Origin of the sequence: Clostridium tertium (assembly GCF_902652255.1) — a bacterium.
Lineage (GTDB): Bacteria > Bacillota > Clostridia > Clostridiales > Clostridiaceae > Clostridium > Clostridium tertium_A.
This window is the reverse complement of the sequence record NZ_CACRTO010000020.1, coordinates 208,059-224,522: the sequence shown is the minus strand read 5'-3', so window position 1 is coordinate 224,522 and position 16,464 is coordinate 208,059. Positions and strand designations below refer to the sequence as shown.

Genomic DNA, 16,464 nt, shown 5'->3' with positions numbered 1-16,464 from the left:
TCAATCCTTCCATAAGTTGTTAGCTGCATACTTAAGTATTACATCACAGCAATGTAAGCAATACCCGTTATTTTGCATTTCCTCAACCATGGAATTATACTTTTCTGCTTGCTCAGTATCTCTAACTCTAGACTTAGTTATTATCCTAGAAAGATCTTTTACAGATGCCATAAGTTTCTTTTCTATTGCTTCCTTTAAAGGTTCATAAGAATTATAAGCTATTTTGCTACCATTTCTAACTAAATAGAACATATAAGAAGTAACATCTGCTCTAAAGCCCTTGCAGGAATTTTCTGATACTCCAATTTGTTCTTCTATACTTCTCATAAATTCTTCATCAGGATTTAATTCTTCACCAGTTGATAAATCTTTAATTTTACTCTTATTAACAAAAGCCTCTGCATTATCTATATAATTATCAAATAGACTTTCAGCTTGTTCTCTAAATGAATGTATAAAGGCCTTTGTAATTTCCTTTTCTAAAATCTTATTATATTCTTTTCTAATAGTATCTTGGATAAACCCTAAATACTTCTTCTTATCTTCTTGTGCAATATCTAACTCTTTAACTGACCTAACTATACTTTCCATTATACTTAAAGGATTAATACAATTATGCTCTGAACTTGATAAAGCATTATCTATAGCCTTAATTATAAATCTTGTACTAATTCCCTTCATACCTTCATAAGAACCAGCTTCTTCTCTAAGCTCACTAATATCAATCCTCTTAGTTCCACCCTTTTCAACTATATCTTCACCATTATAAATCTTAAGCTTAGTTATAGGGTCAACCTTAGCTGATGCTGCTAATCTTGAAAGAATTGCAAACATAGCTGCAACTTCAATAGTATGAGGTGCAATATGAGCATTGAAGTTACTCTTCTTTAATATTTTCTCATAAATCTTAACTTCTTCATCTAATTCTAAGCAATATGGAACCTCAATTTTAACTATTCTATCTAAAATAGCTTCGTTAGTATGATCTGATTTAAACTTATTCCATTCAGCTTCATTAGAGTGAGCTATTATAAGTCCATCAAAATAAATCATTGAACCTTTACCTGGTGAAGGAACAGATTTTTCTTGAGTGGCAGTAATTATAGTATGAAGATATTCAACATCATTTTTAAATACTTCAATAAATTCAACTAAACCTCTATTACCTACATTAAATGCTCCATTTAATGAGAATATTCTTGGATCATCTTCTGGATACATATCCATCTTAGAAATATCAATAGAACCTGTTAATATTGATGTATCCTGATTATTAGGATCAACAGGTGGTACAACTCCTATTCCCTTTCTTGATCTTATAGAGAATCCTTTTCTTTCTACTTCGAAGTTTTCATACTCCCCATTATGCTCATTTAATAATTTGTACTTACATACAGGGCATAAATCTCCCTCTATTTTAACTCCTAATAATTTTTCAAATTCAGGTCTTAAGTGGTTAGGTATTAAATGTAGTGGCTCCTCATGCATTGGGCACCCTTTAATTGAATATATAGGCTCACATTGAACTAAAGCTTTCTTTAAAGACTCAACTAAAGAAGACTTACCTGCTCCAACTGGTCCAACTAAATATAAAACTTGCCTTGCCTCTTCACCATTCATAGATGCTGAGTGGAAATAGTTAACGAGCTTCATTATTACTTTATCAATACCAAAGAAGTCATCCTTAAAGAAATCATATTTTCTTATAGAATCATTGCCATATATCTTTTTAACCTTAGGGTTTTCTTCACCCTTTAGTACTTCTACACCCTTACTAACTACCATATCATAAATTCGTTTATGTGAAAGCTTAGCTATATCTGGGTTTCCCTTTACTATTTCTAAATAATCTAAAAAAGTTCCTTCAAATTTTTCCTTATTCCTGCTTTCTCTATCGCTTTTTATAAATTCCTTAAAATCCAAATGACACCCCTCCTTTTTATAAAATATATTCATTCTCCTACTTTATATATGACAAAATATATTACAAAGTTACTGTAAAATATTTCCTTTTGTTTTCTATAGATATGCAACTTAATAAACTAAAGTGCCACTAAAAATAAAATTTTAAAGTCATAAATATAAAAGGGTTGTTTTTTCAACAGCCCTTTTAAAAAATTAAAATTAAAATAGAGCCATACTAAGGTAGCTCACAAATTTTCTTCTAATATATATAACTCTTTTCTAAAGTTTATTTAAAATATTTCTTTGTTAATTTTTATATAATTTATAATTCCATAATATATTCTTAATAAAACAAACCATTTATGGTAACAATATAAATAAAGGTTTTATAAAAATTAAACTTTGATAATTTATTAATTATCAATATTGATAAATTAATAACTATTATTAATTAGTAACTTTTATTGATAATTTGATTATAATGTAGTATAATGAGTTTAAGAGAATTAAACATAAAGGGGTGTTGTATATGGACGGACTAGCATGTATGCTTAGTAAGAAGTGTAGAAGAGAAAAATCAAAAGAAATCGTTAAGAATATGGATGATGAACAAAAGGCTTATGAAGAAATTTATGATAAAAAATAAATCTTAGACTTTGCTTATACTTTATGATATAAAACCTTATAAAAGTAGAGTGCGTATATAATTGCACTCTACTTTTTTACTTTATTAGTCTATTGTAAATGGTTCTAAGGCATTCTCTATAAATTCTGTTCCAGTTCTAGTAATGGCACTAGAAAATACAGTTGTTTCATTAAGTCTATACTTAAAATATCTAACATCATATGATATCGAAATACTACTTGTATCAAAAGTTTCCTTATTAAAGCTTAATCCCTTGGAAATTTCAAATATATATTCCCTCTCTTCCTCAGGATCTAAAAATGAACCTACTACTTCTCTTCCTTCATCATAAGTTTTCAAAGACTCTCTTATCTTATTATCATATCCCTTAAAAATAGGATTGGCATTTCCAATATACCCAGATTCGCTTGAAAACTGTAGGTTAATATCAATAAAACTAGCATAATATTTACTATTATTTTTTATACTTACTTTTATCTTATAAATATTTTCATCTTCTTCAAATCCAGTATATTTTATTATTGGCTTACCCTCATCATAATTCATTGAATCATTATATAAAATTTTATCACCTAAAATAAATTTAAATCCTATTATAAAAATTAAACTTATAGTAAAAATACTTAAACATATAGATATAAACTTTTTATTCATATTCTAACCTCCTATCCTATATCTCTTTTTTCATATATTTTTAAAGATATATAAATTGAAACTAAGAATATAAATACTGCTATTATAAATAATAATATAATGTATATATTTAATGATAAAATCTTATAATCATAATATTTGAAATTAAATATTCTATAAATTATAACACCTATTTTTCTAGATAAACTTATTAAAATAGTTTCTGTCCCATTTTCAATAAACTTATTAATAGTACTGCTACTATGACTTAAATATCCAATAGCAATAGTAATAAAAGGTGCTATTATTCTAGATACTTTATATCTGTATTTAAATGTAATAGGTAGTATTATTGAAAAACTAAATAATATAGTTAAACTACTTACAATTACATCTTGTAGGACCATAGACCTAACTGAATTCAAAACATTTGCTCCATAGAATAGATACATTAGTATATTCGATAAAAATAATATTAACAGCACCAATATATATTTTGAATAAACTACATCTTCTCTTTTATTTGGAAGACTCAGCATATAACTTTCACTATTGTTTAAACTATCATAATAAAAACTATTCATGACTATCATATAAGTAAATATTATTGGTAAAATTGTTGGAAAAATAAAAGAAAAAGCATTTAATAAAAATAATCCTACTACAAATGTTAATATAACTGTTTTTAAGGATTTAATTTTTAATGACACTAATAAATCCTTTTTTATTAATTGAACCATTATTTCTCCCCCCTTATATAGTGGTACATTATATCTTCAAGACTTGGAATGCTTATATTTTCAGAATCAAAGTTATTCTCATTAATAAATAAACCTTCTTCATAATACTTATTTTTCTTATAAGATATAAAATCTAAATTACTATTATCAAGTTCTTCTTTTGATCCTCTAAAGATTCTATATTTTTCTTTTATAGACTCCATATCTTCTGTAAATACTAGCTTGCCTTTATTAATAAAAGTAATATAATCTGCAATTCCATCTAAATCTGATGTAATATGAGTAGAAATAATTATGCTTTTATCTCCATCTTCTATAACTTCTTGAAGCAGTTTAAGTATATCTTTTCTTACTATTGGATCAAGTCCTGCTGTAGGTTCATCTAAGATTATTAATTTTGCTTCATGGGATAATGCACCCGCTAACATAACCTTAATACCTTCCCCTTTAGATAAGTTACCTATATAACTTTTCTTACTAATTCCAAAACTATCAATATATCTATTAAATTTACTTTCATCAAACTTAGAATAAGCTCCTTGAAGTATTTTCTTATAATCCTTAATATTTAAATGTTGATAAAAATTAAAATTATCAAAAACAAAGCCAATTTTATCTTTTACAAAAATCTCATCTTCAAAAATATTTTTATCAAAAATTTTTATATCTCCCTTATCTGGCTTTAATAGGCCTACTAAAAGTTTTATTAGTGTTGTCTTACCTGATCCATTTGGTCCAATTAATCCCATAATAAATCCTTCTTTTAAATCAAAAGAAATATCTTCAAGATTAAATTCCCCTCTAGTTTTACTTAAATTCTCAATCTCAATCATACTAATCTCCTTCATAAAGCAAATCTATCATATTTTTAATATCATTTTTCTTTAGTTTAATAGACCTAGATATACTTAGAACTTCCTCTAGCTTTTCTTCAATTTCCTTTAGTTTTTCTTCATATACTAGCTCCTTATTATAATAAGAAACATAGCATCCCTTTCCCCCTACTGTTTCTATAAACCCTTGCGCTTCAAGCTCATCATAAGCCCTTTTTGTAGTAATAACGCTGATATTTAAATCTTTTGCTAAAGACCTTATAGAAGGAAGTTTTTCATTAGGCTCTAAACTCCCATTAATAATACCTTCTTTTATTGAATTTACTATCTGCTCATAAATAGGAAACTTCGAGGAATTACTTATTAATATTTTCATATTTCCACCTCACTATAACTGTGATTTCTGTTAATACTGTATATGTATACTATATACAGCATTGATATCATTTGTCAACCAATTACAAAAATATCTTTCATACACTCTTAACAAATCCAATAACTGTAACAATATACTTATTTAAACTTATAATAATAATAAAATATTATATAGGAGATTTTAAATGAATTACAATGATGATGATTCAATCAACAATCCAGATATCAATGATTTTAGAGCCCCTAGTGAAGGCCGTATTCCAAACTTCCCAGGACAGCCCCCAGTATTCCCTGGGAAATTTCCTAATGTTCCTGGTGGAAGTAATTTAAATATAGGACCTCCTCCAAATTTTACGCCAACCAAAAGTAGCCCTGGTGTTAAAAGTTTTTCACAAGGTGGTCCTCAAGCTAAAGCTGTAAGTCCAGGTTCTATAAGCTTTTGTCTTTTTAAATTCACTTATATTTGGGAAAGAAGGGGTAGAAACTACTGGGCATTCCTATTAAATGTAGATAGACGAAGCATTTCAGGTTTGCGTTGGTTTAGAAACAATTGGGTATTCTTCGGCTTAGATTTAAGACAAATAGATTCTTTTGTATGCTTTAGAAACTCAAGTACTATTTTAGATACTGATGAATTAAGAGAAGATTCTTCAGAAGATAACACTATTACACATAACAATAATCTTTTATTCAGTAAAAAAGAATATAGTATAAATAATGTGAAAAATACTTATGTAAGAATTCTAAAAAACATTGATATTCCTGAGGAAAGAAATGAATATATAACTAGTTATATTGGTGAAGTAGAAGATCAAGAGTTAACACTAAAAATTCCTACTAAATTATATAGAAATACTAGCTATAGAATAATTCTAGAAATAAAATACCCTGAGAAATTTAGTGAAGCATTAATTGATGATTTTAATAAATGCGCGAATGAAGCTGCTGAAAATACATTAGATATATTAGATGAGTATAGAGATGACTCAAGAATTTTCACACCAATAGAGGTGTTTAATAATTCAACTAAGAATATAGGAAAAGCTGTTAAAAACTTCTCAGAAGAATTCCATAAAAAACTAAAAGACTTTAAGCTACCAAGAGAAATAACTAGACAAATAGAATTTAGAATATCAGAAGAAAAAGTTATCTCTCCTTGGGTATAATAAATAAAAAAATTAGTGCCGTGTTATCTTTAAGCGACTTGGAGCCTGCGACGGAACGATAAGATAACTTATGCTATATTAAATTATAGAAACTCAATGCTCCGCTTGAGTTTCCTCCTTTAGTAGGCATGAAATAGAAATAAAAAAATTAGCAATATGTTGTCTTCTGGTGACTTGGAGCTTGCGACGGAACAAGGAAGATAACATATGCTAATTTTTTTATTTTACACAGATTCTTTTTTCTCGTTATATATTGTTATTCCAAGGGTTGTAACTAGTCCACCCCATAGAACAATTGCCCCCATTGCGAAAAAAACTAATGAAATTCCTGTCATTTTCACCCCTCCTTTAGTGATCTGATTCTATATTAATTTGACCTCATTAATTAGACTTTATCACTTTATACTTCTAATGAGTTATCATCAAATAAATTGTCTTTTTTCCACTTTTTCTTACTAATTATTAATGCAAGGATTATTCCAAATCCTATTATACTCCATCCATAAGCAAATAATGCTGATAGTGGATATCCTCCATATGGTGTTTTTATTTCGTTTAATACACTTTGTACTAACATAAATATTAGTATTGCTGGAGTTACGAATTTCACACATATATTCCACCACTTACCTATTTTAAAGTAAGATATTTCATTAGTATGCTTTCTTATTATATCAGCATTTGAAATCCAGCCAATTAATACAACTTCTAATAATCCAACAACTACTATTCCATAGTTATTTATAAAGTTGTCTATAATATCTAGTAAGTATAATCCTGCCCCTGTTGAATAAAGACTTCCAATTACTATTCCAATTATACAAATAACTGCAACTACCTTATTTCTAGCCCATCCAAACTTATCTATAAAAGGTGCTGAAACCGCTTCTATTAATGATACTGAAGAAGTCACTCCTGCAAATAATAAGCAAAGGAAGAATAATACTCCTAAGAAAGTTCCTACTGCTCCCATCTCACTAAATACAGCTGGGAAAACTACAAAGGCAAGTCCAACACCGCTAGAAACTACCTCACTCATTGGAACTCCCTTTAAATTTGCCATAAATCCTAAAATTGAAAATACCGCAATAGCTGATAAGAATTCAAATCCACAATTTGCAAATGCAGTCATAAATGCACTATTATTTATATCAGTTTTCTTTGGCAGATAACTAGAATAAGTTATCATAATTCCCATTGCTAAGCTTAATGAGAAGAAAACTTGTCCATAAGCTGCTATCCAAACCTTAGGATCAGAAACCTTTGACCAATCTGGCGTAAATAATGTGTTTAATCCAATAGATGCGCCTTCTAAATTTACTGCTCTAACAGCAATAATTATCATAATTATAACTAGAGTTGGTAAAAGAAACTTATTAGCCTTCTCTATACCTTTCTTAACTCCTTTATAACAAATAAACCAATTTATTGCCCAAACCACTAATATTCCTATTAATACTGGTGTTACAAATCCTCCAAATTCAAATGGAGATGAAGATAATTTTATAAAATCTGCATGGAAAAACTGATTAGAATCACTTCCCCATCCCTTATTAAAACTAAGCCATAAATAATTTGCTGCCCAACTTAAAATCATTGAATAGTAAGTTAAAATAATAAATGCATTTATAGTAGGCCACCAACCTATCCATTCCCATTTCTTTTTAACCTTTGCAATAGCTAAAGGTGTAGAGCCTTTAAACTTATGTCCTAATCCATATTCTAATATTAATAGTGGTATTCCTGCTGTAAAAATAGCAAAGAAATATGGTATTAAAAAAGCACCTCCACCATTAGTGTACGCTACGTAAGGAAATCTCCAAATATTCCCTAGTCCTACTGCTGAACCTACAGCAGCTATAATAAATCCAATTTTCGATCCCCATTGCTCTCTACTTTCTTCCATAGAATTTACCCCCTTGTAAATCTGCATCATTTTTCTTTTGATGTTTCATAATCTATATCAAATATTAAATATATAATATATCAAAGTATCAATAAAATCAATTATTATTTGATAAAATATTATAGTTTAGTGATTTTATTTATTTATAATATATTTTATTAATTAATTTATTATTAATCCATTAATTTTTCTTCTTATAAATAGCAAAAAATTAGCATCTATCAAATTTAGATACTAATTTTTAACAATATGTTTATTATTAATATTTCTCTGTATTTATTTTTTAAAGATTAAAATAATACATTTAATTTTAATCTAAATAGACTATTCTAAACCTTAGCTTTAAACTTAGCTTTAAACTTAGCTTTAAACTTAGTTTTAATTTTTACTTGCAAATTTAAATTCTCTATGAAGTTTCCACGTACTATCTTCCCACTTAAAAATACTTATATTATCAAAATAACAATTAAAGTTAAATGTATATTGATTGACATATTTCCAAAGCTTATCAAAGATTGGTGGAACTTTTTTAGATGTTAATGTAACATGAAAAATCTTACCTTTTCCATCTTTTTTATTAAAGTGAATATAATCAAATTTACTTAATAAATCTATTAGCCTATCATGAACTTCCTTACCTTCTTTTGACATACTAACATCCATATATATTACTCTATCATCAAAATGATTATATTTATCCATAATAAACTTTGATTTTTCTTCCTCTCTACTAAACTTATATAAGGCTTCCTCTAACTCTCTTATGCTTCCTTCATATTCAAAAGGTGATTTAATAGTAAAATGTGCCGGAAGCTTAGAGGACTTAGCATTAAACTTTTTGAATATATCTTTTCTCATTTCGTTATTAAATCTTCCACCTTCACCTTTTACTACACATACTATTACATATCTCAATACCTCTCCTCCTTTATGCTTTCATTTTAATTATTTAAATTTTCCCTTGAAAAACATACTTAATTCTATAATTCCTTCATCATCTAAACCTCAATAACTAATAAAGATAAATTTAATATATGAAATAACTATATTCCGAAAATTTAGAAGTTCTTAGTAAAGTTGTATTTTCACTTAGTACATGGACTCAATACTAATTTCTGAAATTCATCTAGCCTGAATTTCTTCCATTAGTAGGCTCTTCCATCCTCAAAACTAATTTATTCGAGAGGTTTTTAACATTAATGAAATGCTCGCACTTTACTATAAATTTTCAATTCTATATCCTATTTCTTTATTAGCTCTTCTATATCCCTCTTCAATCATTTCTTCTCTAGTCATTTCATTACCTAACAAGGCATCTATAGTTAACTGATTCCTATCTGGAAAATATTTATCTAATAATCTTTCATCTATATAATCTTGCTCTTTAATACTTAAATCATCTAATATATGCATAACATTAAATCCAGCTTTCTTAAGTGGTCTACCAACTAAAATACTTCTATGACATCTTATTGGATCTTGCATAGCTCCGAGCAATGCAATTCTATATCCCTTATTACATCCATCTTTTAATCTTTCTATACCTCTTTTAAAATCCTCTTCTTCTACTACTTTTTCAAAATCAGAATAACCTTCAGCGTTATAAGAGACTTTATTTATTCTCTTTGCTGCAAGTTCCTTTGCCATATAAATATATATAAACCCTTCCTTTGTTAAAGTATATTGAATTCTTTCTTTATCAAATTGAACATTATATTTAGAGTAAGGAGTTCCTCTAATATCTACAACAGTATTAATATTATAATACCTTAACATCTCTATTAATTTTTCCATAGAATAATTTGAGTGACCTATTGTATATATATCAAACATAACTTTACCTTTCTCACCTTTAATATAATATTAGTTTATTTTTTGTTATAAATTCTTGTTTTCAATCTATAATATTAAGTTTCACTTGAATATTTTCTAAATCTAAAATAATATTATTTAATAGATATATAATATTACATTATTTTATTTTTATTAAGATTTAGAGTTTTATAGGAGTGTATTATGTTAGCATTATTAATTATTTTTAGTTATATTATGGGGTCTATACCTTGCGGATACCTTATAGTTAAGAAAAAGTTAAATAAAGATGTAAGAGATTATGGAAGTGGAAACATAGGTGCTACAAATGTCGGGAGAGTAGCCGGTAAAAAAATTGGAAAAATAACAGCTATATTAGATATGTTAAAAGCTATATTACCAGTACTTTTAACACAATTTCTATTAGCTAATAATATATTAACAACTAATAAAAGCTTAAGTTTAGGATTAGTTGCATTAGCTGCTATATTAGGTCATAACTATACTATATTCTTAAAATTCAAAGGTGGTAAAGGAGTTGCAACTTCTGCTGCTGCATTTATGTTTATAGTACCTAAAGCTTTTATAGTTACAGCTATAGTCTTCTTTGGTCTAAAACTTTTCACAAAAATAGTTTCCATTAGATCATTAACTGCAGCTGTAGTTTTATGTGTTTCTACTTGGCTTTTAGGATATGATAAATACTTAGTTGTATCAACATTTATAACAGCTGTTCTTTGCTTCTGGAGACATAGAGCTAATATAAAGCGATTAATTAATGGAACAGAAAAATAACAGTTGCACAATGTATAATTTAGAATGAACAATGAAAATTTAATAAAAAAACTCCCTTAGGGTTTTAAAAAGTAATTCATTTTCGTACTTTTAGAAGAATTAAATAAATAATTCTTAATTTTTAATTGGGCTGTTTTAGTAACAGCCCTTTATATATTTAATATAATGTTTAACTTATAGTGTTTTAACAGCTCTATTAATTTCTCAATTGAATAATTGGGATACCCATATTATTCAACTCTATATTAATTAACTAAAAAGATTTAATAATTCCTCTTCAGTAATTGAATTTAATTTATCTCCTTTTAAGATGTCTCCATCTATAACCTTACTTATTAACTCTTTCTTTTCTTCTTGAAGTTTTATAATTTTTTCTTCAATAGTATCCTTTGAAATTAACTTTATAACTTCTACAACATTCTTTTGACCTATTCTATAGGCTCTATCTGTAGCTTGCTCTTCTACTGCTGGGTTCCACCATGGATCAAAATGTACAACTACATTTGCTCCTGTTAAATTAAGCCCTACTCCACCTGCCTTTAATGAAATTAGAAATACATTTGTACTTCCTTCATTAAATTCCTTAGCAAGTTTTAATCTTTCTTTTGCCTTTACACTTCCATCTAAATATAAATATTCTATATTATCCTCTCTTAGTTTATTTCCTATTTTACTTAAGGCTGAAGTAAACTGTGAAAATATAATAGTTTTCTTATTAGCTACTAAAGCTTCATTAACTATTTCTTCTATAGACTTTATTTTTGAACTTTCTTCTTTAAAATCTTCAATTAATAATGAAGGATCTAAACACAATTGTCTAAGCTTTGTAAGATATGATAATATTAATACCTTATTATCCCTATTTTCCTTAAGCTTAATTTTTATTTCCTTCATTGAAGAATTATAAACTTGTCTTTGTTTAGTTGCCATTGGAATTATATATTCTTTTTCTATTTTTTCAGGCAATTCCTCTAATACATCTTCTTTTAGCCTTCTTAAGATAAATGGTGAAATAAGCTCCTTTAGTTCTATTAAATCTTCATCACTACCCTTTACAAACTTTTCTTTAAATTTCTCATCTGAAAATAAATACATAGGCATTATAAAATCAAAAATTGACCATAATTCTAATAAATTATTTTCTATGGGTGTTCCAGTTAAAGCTATTTTAGTATTAGCTCTTATAGATTTAACAGCTTCTGAAATCTTTGAGGATTTATTTTTAATATTTTGTCCTTCATCAATTATACAAAAATCAAAACTCTTATCTTCATATAAAGGTAAGTCTCTCCTTAAAGTCCCATATGTAGTTAATAAAACATCATAATTATTATAATCATCTAAAAGGCTACTTCTTTCCTTAAGACTACCATGAATAATTCCAACCTTTAAGCTAGGTGCAAACTTCTTAAATTCACTTTCCCAATTATATAAAACTGATGTTGGCGTAATTACTAAACTTCTTTTTCCTACTTTAGATAATAATAAGGTTATAGTTTGAATAGTTTTTCCTAGTCCCATATCATCTGCAAGTATTCCTCCAAAACCTAAATCCTCAATAGATCTAAGCCAGTTATATCCTATTTTTTGATATTCTCTAAGATTAGCATTTAAATTATCCGGAAGACTATATTCCTCATTTTTATTTTTCAACTTTTCTAATAAAATATTTACTTTTTCTTTTCCAGATATAAAAGGAAGTTTTTTATTATTTATCTTATTTTCCAAATGCAGTAAATTAAATTTATCCACATATATTTCCTCTTTATACACATCTTTGAAGAGATTTAACTCTTCTATTGTGCTTAAAAATTCATTTACTCTTCCATCCTTTAAATCTAATAATCTATCTTTCTTAGTTTTATAAAAAGGACTTCCCATTTTCATTTCTCTTATGGCATCTGGAATTTCTTCATATTCTAAGCCTTCTATTTTATACTCAAAATAATATCTGCCATCATATTCTCTAATCTTACTTACAATACTCTTATAATCAATAAGACCTATATCTTTAAAATCTTTAGATAATATAACTCTTCCTACTTTATTTAAATATTCTAGACCTTCCTTTAAAAGATTATAATTATCTTCTTCATTACCTATAAATATAAATTTATTATCCTTCTTTATAAACCTATATTTTTCAAGAGCCATTTCTAATTTATCTATATTTTTTACATCCTTAATTCCTTCTAAGTTATTAATATATTCTATTTTTAAAGTACAAATAATATTAGCTCCTTCTTTATCTATATAAAACTTTGGTGTATTAACTTTATTTATTTCATCTTTTATACTTTCATCTATAATTATATTTTTTGAAGCTTCACCTAAAATAAATAATATCTTTTTAAGATTTTCATCTGTACTTTTATAAAATAAACTGTCCTTTTCCTTTAGTTTTTCATAAATACTTTTATAATATTTTAATTGTTTTTCTGATGGTATATATATTTTCTTATCATAAATCCATATGGATTTACTAGAATCTAAAGGTATGATAGTTTTCTTCTGAGGCTTTACTATTATAGTTTCACCTTTTTTCTTTATTGTAAAAATTAGAGGGATGTCTTCTTTGTGAATTTTAGAATTATAATTCATATAATCATAGTTTAAGCTAATTTCTTTTTTATTATCAATTAATAGTAAAAGTTCTTTAAGCTCATTATCATAAAGTTTAAAGCTTCTTCCATCAATAATTCTTGTACTATCTTTTTTAAGTTTATCTTTCAATAATTCTATTATTAAGCTATCTTCTTCACTAAAATTATTAAATGAGTCCAATAAGAATTTACATAATGATTCAACTGCAATAGTTTTTTCCATTCCAGATCTTAATTCAATATAAAATTCATTTTTATTATTTACTTTAACTTGCTTTAACTTTATATCAAGATTTAAGTTTTTTCTCAGGTTTCCTGTAGTATTAGCTTCCTGTCCCTTAACTAAATTATTTTTATCTACTTTATTTTTTGCTTTATTAATAACTTCATAGTAAAACTTATACATAGTAGCAACTATATGACTACATGCATAGTTTCTTATTTCTTTACTATTTTCTTCATACTGACTACATGTACATTTAACTTCTTTAACTTCATTCTTTAAATTAAATTTTATGTGAGTACTATATTCAACTTTTCTATCTAAATTACTTCCAGATGAGTTAACTTCTATAATTCTTCCATATATATGATATGTATCTTCTATCTTTTTACTTGTAATTTTATTAACTAATCCCTTTTTAAATAAGCTTTCTCCATTATTTTTAGAAATGCTCGATGAAAGCTTTAAAAGAGAATTTATCATATTTCTTAAAATCATTTTATCCCTCCTTTATAAAGAGTAATTAATATTATATCACTATCTTTTTCTCTAAGCACCCAGAAGCCAAAAAATTTGGAAATAAAAAAAGTACCCAAACTAATTATCTGGGTACTGACTTTTTCTTTTTAATTATGGAAAGTAGCTTTTAAAAGGATACTACTCAAAACCTTTCTCTTTATTAATATAGTTATTATAAAGATATATATTACTTCACTTTATTTTCCTCTTTCATTACTAGACATACCTTGTTTAAAATTAAAAAAGAGTTTTAAGATATACTTAAAACTCTTAACTCTCTTAAACTATCTTCTTTGTTGTTCTTTTCTAGCTCTTCTACAAGATACACATCTTGTTGGCTCATTATCGAATCCCTTTTCCTTATAGAATTCTTGCTCTCCTACTGTAAATACGAATTCGTTTCCGCAATCTCTGCATGTTATAGTCTTATCTGTCATAACTTCCTCCTAAAATTAAAGATTTTAAATTGATAATAACCTCTAATTTAAGAGAAATTATTTACCTAAATGAAACCTATTTTTTGTTAGCTTTTCGCTATTTCTTAATAATACCATATTAAATAATTAATTGCAATACTTTTTTCTTATTTTATTAATTATTTGGGTGTTTGTACTAATGTAGCAGGATTTCTACTTTGTATCCAAAGTTCTCCTGGTCCTTGGAATTTACATACAAGTCCTTCGCCTCCAGCTATTGAGCTAAGTACTCCAGACATAAATTCCACACTATATTTCATGCTACTATCCCAAAGCACCATATGGTTACTATCTACTATGTAGTTTTCTCCTGGTTGAAGTTCTTTTTTCATTATTGCTCCATAGGAACTAATAATTAAAGTACCTACTCCTGAAGCTTGCATCTGGATTAATCCTTCTCCAGAGAACATTCCACCTATTCCACCTGATTTTGTGCTTACCTCTATCCCCTGAGTAGATGCTAAAAATGTTGATCTACCAAGTCTATAAGAGATACTTCCATCCATTTCTATTAATTGAATATCCCCTAAAAACTGTGGTGCTAAAAGTAGTTCTCCATCATCTTTAGCTTTAAATTTTTGAATAAATAATCCTTCACCAGAAAACATTCTTCCTAAAGTTTTTCCGAGTCCTCCTGTTTTAGCCTTTACATCAAATACTGGGGTCATAGAAACCATAGCTCCAGATTCTACTGTATACTCTTCTCCCCTAGTTGCATTAATTTTTAGCACTTTATTACTGTCACTACATAATAACTCAAATTTTTTCTCCATTATTATTCTCCCCTTCTAAATTTATTTAAAAGATAATAACTTATCTTTTTTTACTTAAACTTTTATATATTCCCTTAATATTTAAATTTATAGTCTTTGCTGCCATTTAGTATTATTTATTATATTTCTTAAACATAGTATAATCCAATATCTATTAATATTACTATTATTATTAATTTAGAAATCAAATATAAATTCTATGCTAGTAGCATTAGTTCCCTCAAACTTTATACAAGCTATAAAAGGCATTATATTCTTTATCTTATTAAAGGACTCATAATTAAAAGTATTATCATAATAATTAATTATTGTACTTAAAGCAGTTCCATGAGTTCCTATAACTATATTTTCATTATCATTCTCAGTAATAATCTTATGTAATGCTCTAACATTTCTATCTTGGATTTCTTTCAAACATTCACCATCTTCTAATCTAAATTAAATATGTCCAGTTATATTTTTATGAAATTCATTCTTTTCATTATTATCATTAAATAATCCAAACCAATCACAAATTTCTACTGTAAAATCTATAAATGCTATGCCTTGTGCAGTAATTACATTTTCATCTCTAAATACTCTCTTAGAAATATAATTTTCTCTTGGGAATGGATCTTCTTCTCCAAAAACTTTTTTATGATCACTTGTCCACTCATTCACTGGAGTAGTATATTTTACATCTTTCAAAACTCCAGCCTTAGCTAAAAATACAGTTCCAGCACCACATATACCACTTACTAATTTTCCTTTATTATATAAATTATTTATTAAGCTAATTAATTCTCCTCTAATTTCCCCATACCATCCGCCTGTTATTATAAGACCATCTACCTCTTCCTCTAAAACATCATTAACTAATTTTGATGGTTTATATAATATTCCTGATCGACCTTTTATAATTTTATCTTCATAAGCAATGGTAATTATCTCTTTTCCTGCATCTGCAGATAAAATATGAGAAATAAATGTAATTTCATAATCAGTCATTCCTTCGAAAATAAATATTAATACTTTACCCAATAGTTCTCCCTCCTTATAATCAGTGGTTCTAACTCTTAT

General features: G+C 26.9%; 15 protein-coding genes. 2 read left to right on the top strand and 13 right to left on the bottom strand.

Annotated features, from left to right (window positions below; translation table 11 throughout):
* From GPX08_RS10010 to GPX08_RS09990, 5 genes are all read right to left on the bottom strand, one after another.
* A complete protein-coding gene (locus GPX08_RS10010) occupies nt 1–1,956 on the bottom strand; it encodes a serine protein kinase (RefSeq protein WP_156626673.1) in 1,956 nt (651 codons plus the stop codon).
* Between the two features lie 679 nt (nt 1,957–2,635).
* Nucleotides 2,636–3,205 (bottom strand): hypothetical protein, encoded by a 570-nt coding sequence (locus GPX08_RS10005; protein ID WP_156626672.1) that lies wholly within the window; start codon nt 3,203–3,205, stop codon nt 2,636–2,638.
* An 11-nt stretch (nt 3,206–3,216) separates the two neighbouring features.
* Nucleotides 3,217–3,924 carry a hypothetical protein gene (locus tag GPX08_RS10000; RefSeq protein WP_156626671.1) on the bottom strand — a complete coding sequence of 236 codons (708 nt, stop codon included), beginning with the start codon at nt 3,922–3,924 and terminating at the stop codon, nt 3,217–3,219.
* Nucleotides 3,924–4,757, bottom strand: coding sequence for an ATP-binding cassette domain-containing protein (locus GPX08_RS09995; protein WP_156626670.1), 834 nt, complete (start codon nt 4,755–4,757; stop codon nt 3,924–3,926). The genes GPX08_RS10000 and GPX08_RS09995 overlap by 1 nt, the downstream gene beginning before the upstream one ends.
* A gap of 1 nt (nt 4,758) precedes the next feature.
* Nucleotides 4,759–5,133, bottom strand: a complete 375-nt coding sequence (locus GPX08_RS09990; protein ID WP_156626669.1) for a GntR family transcriptional regulator — start codon at nt 5,131–5,133, stop codon at nt 4,759–4,761.
* Between the two features lie 184 nt (nt 5,134–5,317).
* Between GPX08_RS09990 and GPX08_RS09985 the strand changes: the two genes are divergently transcribed.
* A complete protein-coding gene (locus GPX08_RS09985; RefSeq protein WP_156626668.1) occupies nt 5,318–6,298 on the top strand; it encodes a hypothetical protein in 981 nt (326 codons plus the stop codon).
* Nucleotides 6,299–6,698: 400 nt separating this feature from the next.
* Here the strand turns inward: GPX08_RS09985 and GPX08_RS09980 are convergent, their stop codons facing one another.
* The 3 genes from GPX08_RS09980 to GPX08_RS09970 all read right to left on the bottom strand — a co-directional run bounded on the left by GPX08_RS09980 (nt 6,699) and on the right by GPX08_RS09970 (nt 10,037).
* Nucleotides 6,699–8,204 (bottom strand): sodium-dependent transporter, encoded by a 1,506-nt coding sequence (locus tag GPX08_RS09980; RefSeq protein WP_156626667.1) that lies wholly within the window; start codon nt 8,202–8,204, stop codon nt 6,699–6,701.
* A gap of 378 nt (nt 8,205–8,582) precedes the next feature.
* Nucleotides 8,583–9,119: a 2'-5' RNA ligase family protein gene (locus tag GPX08_RS09975; RefSeq protein WP_156626666.1), complete on the bottom strand. Its 537-nt coding sequence runs from the start codon at nt 9,117–9,119 to the stop codon at nt 8,583–8,585.
* Between the two features lie 303 nt (nt 9,120–9,422).
* Complete coding sequence (locus GPX08_RS09970; RefSeq protein WP_156626665.1) at nt 9,423–10,037, bottom strand: DUF488 family protein; 615 nt, start codon at nt 10,035–10,037, stop codon at nt 9,423–9,425.
* 183 nt (nt 10,038–10,220) lie between these two features.
* Between GPX08_RS09970 and plsY the strand changes: the two genes are divergently transcribed.
* Nucleotides 10,221–10,811 carry a glycerol-3-phosphate 1-O-acyltransferase PlsY gene (gene plsY / locus GPX08_RS09965; protein ID WP_156626664.1) on the top strand — a complete coding sequence of 197 codons (591 nt, stop codon included), beginning with the start codon at nt 10,221–10,223 and terminating at the stop codon, nt 10,809–10,811.
* Between the two features lie 249 nt (nt 10,812–11,060).
* Here plsY and GPX08_RS09960 read toward each other — a convergent pair whose 3' ends face one another.
* From GPX08_RS09960 to GPX08_RS09940, 5 genes are all read right to left on the bottom strand, one after another.
* Complete coding sequence (locus tag GPX08_RS09960) at nt 11,061–14,135, bottom strand: ATP-dependent helicase (RefSeq protein WP_156626663.1); 3,075 nt, start codon at nt 14,133–14,135, stop codon at nt 11,061–11,063.
* A 305-nt stretch (nt 14,136–14,440) separates the two neighbouring features.
* Entirely contained in the window at nt 14,441–14,593 is a 153-nt protein-coding gene (locus GPX08_RS09955) for a cytochrome C551 (RefSeq protein ID WP_156626662.1), read from the bottom strand.
* A 158-nt stretch (nt 14,594–14,751) separates the two neighbouring features.
* Nucleotides 14,752–15,405, bottom strand: a complete 654-nt coding sequence (locus GPX08_RS09950; RefSeq protein ID WP_156626661.1) for a TIGR00266 family protein — start codon at nt 15,403–15,405, stop codon at nt 14,752–14,754.
* Nucleotides 15,406–15,582: 177 nt separating this feature from the next.
* Nucleotides 15,583–15,819 (bottom strand): hypothetical protein, encoded by a 237-nt coding sequence (locus tag GPX08_RS09945; RefSeq protein ID WP_156626660.1) that lies wholly within the window; start codon nt 15,817–15,819, stop codon nt 15,583–15,585.
* Nucleotides 15,820–15,843: 24 nt separating this feature from the next.
* Complete coding sequence (locus GPX08_RS09940) at nt 15,844–16,425, bottom strand: thiamine biosynthesis protein ThiJ (protein ID WP_156626659.1); 582 nt, start codon at nt 16,423–16,425, stop codon at nt 15,844–15,846.
* Between the last annotated feature and the right edge of the window lie 39 nt (nt 16,426–16,464).

What these genes read in the sequence shown, in the direction of transcription:
- GPX08_RS09980 (WP_156626667.1), bottom strand. Translation starts at nt 8,204, where the DNA reads ATGGAAGAAAGTAGAGAGCAATGGGGATCGAAAATTGGATTTATTATA.
- GPX08_RS09970 (WP_156626665.1), bottom strand. Translation starts at nt 10,037, where the DNA reads ATGTTTGATATATATACAATAGGTCACTCAAATTATTCTATGGAAAAA.
- GPX08_RS09995 (WP_156626670.1), bottom strand. Translation starts at nt 4,757, where the DNA reads ATGATTGAGATTGAGAATTTAAGTAAAACTAGAGGGGAATTTAATCTT.
- GPX08_RS09950 (WP_156626661.1), bottom strand. Translation starts at nt 15,405, where the DNA reads ATGGAGAAAAAATTTGAGTTATTATGTAGTGACAGTAATAAAGTGCTA.
- GPX08_RS09990 (WP_156626669.1), bottom strand. Translation starts at nt 5,133, where the DNA reads ATGAAAATATTAATAAGTAATTCCTCGAAGTTTCCTATTTATGAGCAG.
- GPX08_RS10000 (WP_156626671.1), bottom strand. Translation starts at nt 3,924, where the DNA reads ATGGTTCAATTAATAAAAAAGGATTTATTAGTGTCATTAAAAATTAAA.
- GPX08_RS09960 (WP_156626663.1), bottom strand. Translation starts at nt 14,135, where the DNA reads ATGATTTTAAGAAATATGATAAATTCTCTTTTAAAGCTTTCATCGAGC.
- GPX08_RS09985 (WP_156626668.1), top strand. Translation starts at nt 5,318, where the DNA reads ATGAATTACAATGATGATGATTCAATCAACAATCCAGATATCAATGAT.
- plsY (WP_156626664.1), top strand. Translation starts at nt 10,221, where the DNA reads ATGTTAGCATTATTAATTATTTTTAGTTATATTATGGGGTCTATACCT.
- GPX08_RS09955 (WP_156626662.1), bottom strand. Translation starts at nt 14,593, where the DNA reads ATGACAGATAAGACTATAACATGCAGAGATTGCGGAAACGAATTCGTA.
- GPX08_RS10010 (WP_156626673.1), bottom strand. Translation starts at nt 1,956, where the DNA reads ATGAATATATTTTATAAAAAGGAGGGGTGTCATTTGGATTTTAAGGAA.
- GPX08_RS10005 (WP_156626672.1), bottom strand. Translation starts at nt 3,205, where the DNA reads ATGAATAAAAAGTTTATATCTATATGTTTAAGTATTTTTACTATAAGT.